1 protein-coding gene is annotated in these 4,168 nt (G+C 72.6%); it reads right to left on the bottom strand.

Translation table 11 applies throughout. The annotated features are described in order from the left end of the window. The coding region (locus tag M1E25_RS03020) for a type I polyketide synthase (RefSeq protein ID WP_251409074.1) at nucleotides 1-4,168 on the bottom strand (4,168 nt) is incomplete at both ends.

The following is a 4,168-nucleotide window of genomic DNA, read 5'->3' as shown; positions in this document are numbered from 1 at the left end:
GCGGTCCGGCCCTCGGCCAGTGCCGCCACCCCGCGCAGCAACTCCTCACGATCGGCACCCACCACACAGGCCCGGTGCGTGAACACCGACCGCGACGTCGCCAACGACGACCCGACACCGGTGATGTCGGCCTCGGACGGGTCGAGACACAGCAGGCGCGCGGCCTGGTCTGCCAATGCCGCCGGGGTCCTGGCGGAGAAAACCCACGGCACGACCGGCAGGGCGGTCCCGTCCGGGGTGTCGTCGTTCGACTCCTCGGGAACCTCCTCGAGGATGACGTGGGCGTTGGTACCACTGATCCCGAAGGACGAGACGCCCGCACGGCGCGGATGACCCTCCGCCGGCCACTCCCGCGACTCGGTGAGCAGTTCCACGTGACCCTCGGTCCAGTCCACCTGGTCCGACGGCTCGTCCACGTGCAACGTCCTCGGCAGCATCCCGTGGCGCATCGCCATCACCATCTTGATGACACCCGCCACACCCGCCGCCGCCTGCGTGTGCCCCAGGTTCGACTTCACCGACCCCAGCCACAACGGCCGGTCCTCCGAACGCTCCTGACCATAGGTGGCCAACAGCGCCTGCGCCTCGATCGGATCACCCAGACGCGTCCCCGTCCCATGCGCCTCCACCACATCCACATCCGCGGCATTCAGACCACCCGCGGCCAGCGCCTGCCGGATCACCCGCTGCTGCGACGGACCGTTCGGCGCCGTCAGACCGTTCGACGCACCGTCCTGGTTCAGCGCCGAGCCACGCACCACCGCCAGCACCCGGTGCCCGTTCGCCCGCGCATCCGACAACCGCTCCAACAGCAGCACACCCGCACCCTCGCCCCAGGCGACGCCGTCCGCGGCAGCGGCGAACGACTTCGACCGGCCGTCGGGCGCCAGGCCCCGCTGACGGCTGAACTCCACGAACATGCCGGGCGTGCCCATGACGGCGACACCGCCGGCGAGCGCGAGCGAGCACTCCCCCGACCGCAGCGCCTGAGCCGCCATGTGCAGGGAGACCAGCGACGACGAGCACGCCGTGTCGACCGTGACCGCCGGCCCCTCCAGACCGAGCGTGTACGACGTGCGCCCGGACACCAGGCTGCCGCCGCTGCTCGCGGCCGCCTCCACGCCCAGGGCGTAGTCGTGGTACATCACGCCGGCGAACACGCCCGTCCGGCTGCCCTTGAGCGTCGTGGGGGCGATGCCCGCCCGCTCGATCGCCTCCCACGAGACCTCCAGCAGCAATCGCTGCTGCGGATCCATCATCAGCGCCTCGTTCGGACCGATCCCGAAGAAACCCGGATCGAAACCGGCAGCGTCATACAGGAACCCGCCCTCCCGGGCATACGTCCTGCCCGGGACACCCGGCTCCGGGTCATACACGTCCGGATCCCAGCCCCGGTCCTCGGGAAACCCCCCGATGGCATCCACACCATCGGCCACCAGCCGCCACAGATCCTCCGGCGACGCCACCCCGCCCGGATACCGGCACGCCATCCCCACGATCACGACGGGGTCGTCGACCGCACCGCCGCGGGACGCGGCGGGCAGTGCGCGGACCGGGGCCGGGGCGGCCTGCGCGCCGGCGAGTTCGCGGTCGAGGTGATCTGCCACGGCCTGCGCGGTCGGGTGGTCGAAGATGAGGGTGGCGGGCAGGCGCATCCCGGTCACCGCACCGAGCTGGTTGCGCAACTCGACAGCGGCGAGCGAATCGAAACCGAGTTCGCTGAAGGCCCGTTCCGGCTCGATCGCCTCGGCCGAGGCGTGTCCGAGCACGGCGGCGACCTGGCCCTGGACGAGCTCGAGCAGAGCACGGGAGCGTGCCCCTGCATCCAGCCCGGCGAGGCGGGCCGCCAGACCGTCGGCCGAGGCGGCGGACCGGGCTGCGCGCCGCACGGGCACCCGGACCAGCCCCCGAAGCAACACGGGGACCTCCTCGCCGCGATCGCGCAGCACCACGGCATCGATGCGCAGGGGCACCAGCGCGGGCTGACCGGAGCGCAGACCGGCGTCGAACAGGGCAAGGCCCTCGTCGGGCGGAATCGCGGGCAATCCCTGGGCTGCCATGCGCTGTTCGGCCAGGTCGAGCGTTCGGGTCATCCCCGTGGAGACGCCCCACAGGCCGTAGGCCAAAGAGGTGGCGGGGAGCCCGGCGGCATGGCGCTGGTGGGCGAGTGCGTCCAGGAACACGTTGGCTGCCGCGTAGTTGCCCTGCCCAGCGGCCAGCACCAGACCACCCGCCGAGGAGAACATCACGAACGCCGACAGATCCATGCCTCGGGTCAGCTCGTGCAGATGCCACGCCGCGTCCGCCTTCGGCCGCAGAACCGCATGCATCCGGTCGGGCGAGAGCGTCCCGATCACACCGTTGTCGGCCACGCCCGCCACGTGCACGACCGCGGTCAGCGGATGTGCCGGATCCACCGTGTCGAGGACTCCGGCGAGCGCGTCCCGGTCGGCGACATCACACGCGGCGACGGCCACGGTGGCGCCGAGGCCGGTCAGTTCGTCGCGGAACGCATCGATCCCGGGAGCCTCCGTTCCGCGCCGGCTGACCAGCAGCAGGTGCCGGACACCGTGTCCGGTGACGAGGTGCCGCGCCACGAGCGCACCGAGGCCGCCCGTACCGCCCGTGACCAGCACGGTCCCATCCGCGGCGAAGTCGACGTCCGGCGGTCCGGCGGGCGGTGTCGGGCGGGCGAGCCGCGGCACGGACACCTGCCCGTCCCGCACGGCCGATTCCGGTTCGCCCGCTGCCAGGGCAGGCTCCGGGCCGCTCGTCCCGTCGGTGTCGACGAGCAGGAAACGGCCGGGGTTCTCCGCTTGCGCCGCGCGCACCAGGCCCCACACGGGTGCCTGCCGGACGTCGACGGGCTCACCGTCCTCGACCGCCACCGCCCGGCGCGTGACCACGGCGAGGGTGGCCCGCTCGAAGCGGTCCTCGGCCAGCCACTGCTGCACCACGGCCAGTACGTGGTCGGCCAGGTCGTGAGCGGCGGTGGGGACATCCCCGTCCGGTGCGGCGCAGGTGAGCACGACCGTGCCGTCGCCGGGCTCTCCGCCGGCCAGATCGTCCCACGAGATCCACGGGACGTCGGCGGTGCCGGTGCCCTTCAGCGGATTCCACGCGATGCGGAACAGCGACTCGGTACCGCTGCTGCCGAGCTGCTCGACCGAGACCGGCCGGCCGACCACGGCCCCGACCGTGGCAACGGGTGCCCCGGTCGTATCCGCGATCTGCAACGACAGGCTCTCCTGGCTGGGTTGTGTGATGCGTACCCGCACCGCCGAGGCACCCGACGCGTGCAGGGTGACGTTTTTCCACACGAAGGGCAGCACGGTCTCGTCGCCACCGGTGCCGTCCACGAGCGCGGCATGCATCGCCGCGTCCAACAGGGCCGGGTGGAACCCGAACTTCTCGCCGTCGGCGTGTGCCGGCTCCGGCAGCGCGATTTCGGCGAAGAGTTCGCCGTCGCGCCGCCAGGCGGCACGGAGGCCCCGGAAGGCCGGCCCGTAGCCGAAGCCGCGCTCGCGCAGGCCCTCGTAGGCTCCGTCCAGACCCAGGGGTGCGGCTCCGGGAGGCGGCCAGGCGCTCAGGTGGAAGGCCGGGGCGTCGGACGTGGGGGCCAGGAGGCCATCGGCGTGCAGGGCCCACGCCAGGTCCGGCTGGTCATCCGGGCGGGAGTAGACGCCCACCGAGCGCCGGCCGGAGCCGTCCGGGGCGCCGACGACCACCTGGACCGCGACGCCGCCCCGCTCGGGAATGATCAGCGGGGTCTGGAGTGCCAGCTCCTCCAACGTGTCGCACCCGACGAAGTCACCCGCCCGGATCGCCAGTTCGACGAATCCGGTGCCGGGCAGCAGAACGTTGCCCAGGACCTCGTGGTCCGCGATCCAGGGGTGGGTGGTCGCGGAGAGACGTCCGGTGAAGGTGACCACGTCGGAGCCCGGCGAGGGGACTACCGCGCCCAGCAGCGGGTGTCCCGCGGCGGACAGACCGGCCGCGGCCATGGTGCCGCCGCTCACGCCGATCCACGAGTTGGCCAGATACTCCTGGGTGTCGACCCAGTAGCGGGCCCGTTGGAAGGGGTAGGTGGGCAGGTCGATGCGGCGGGCGCCGGTGCCGTCGAAGAAGGCGGACCAGTCCACCTCGGTCCCGGTGACGTGCAGCCGGC

This window comes from Streptomyces meridianus (assembly GCF_023703325.1).
Classification (GTDB): Bacteria; Actinomycetota; Actinomycetes; order Streptomycetales; family Streptomycetaceae; genus Streptomyces; species Streptomyces meridianus.
This window is presented reverse-complemented; position numbering and strand designations above follow the sequence as displayed.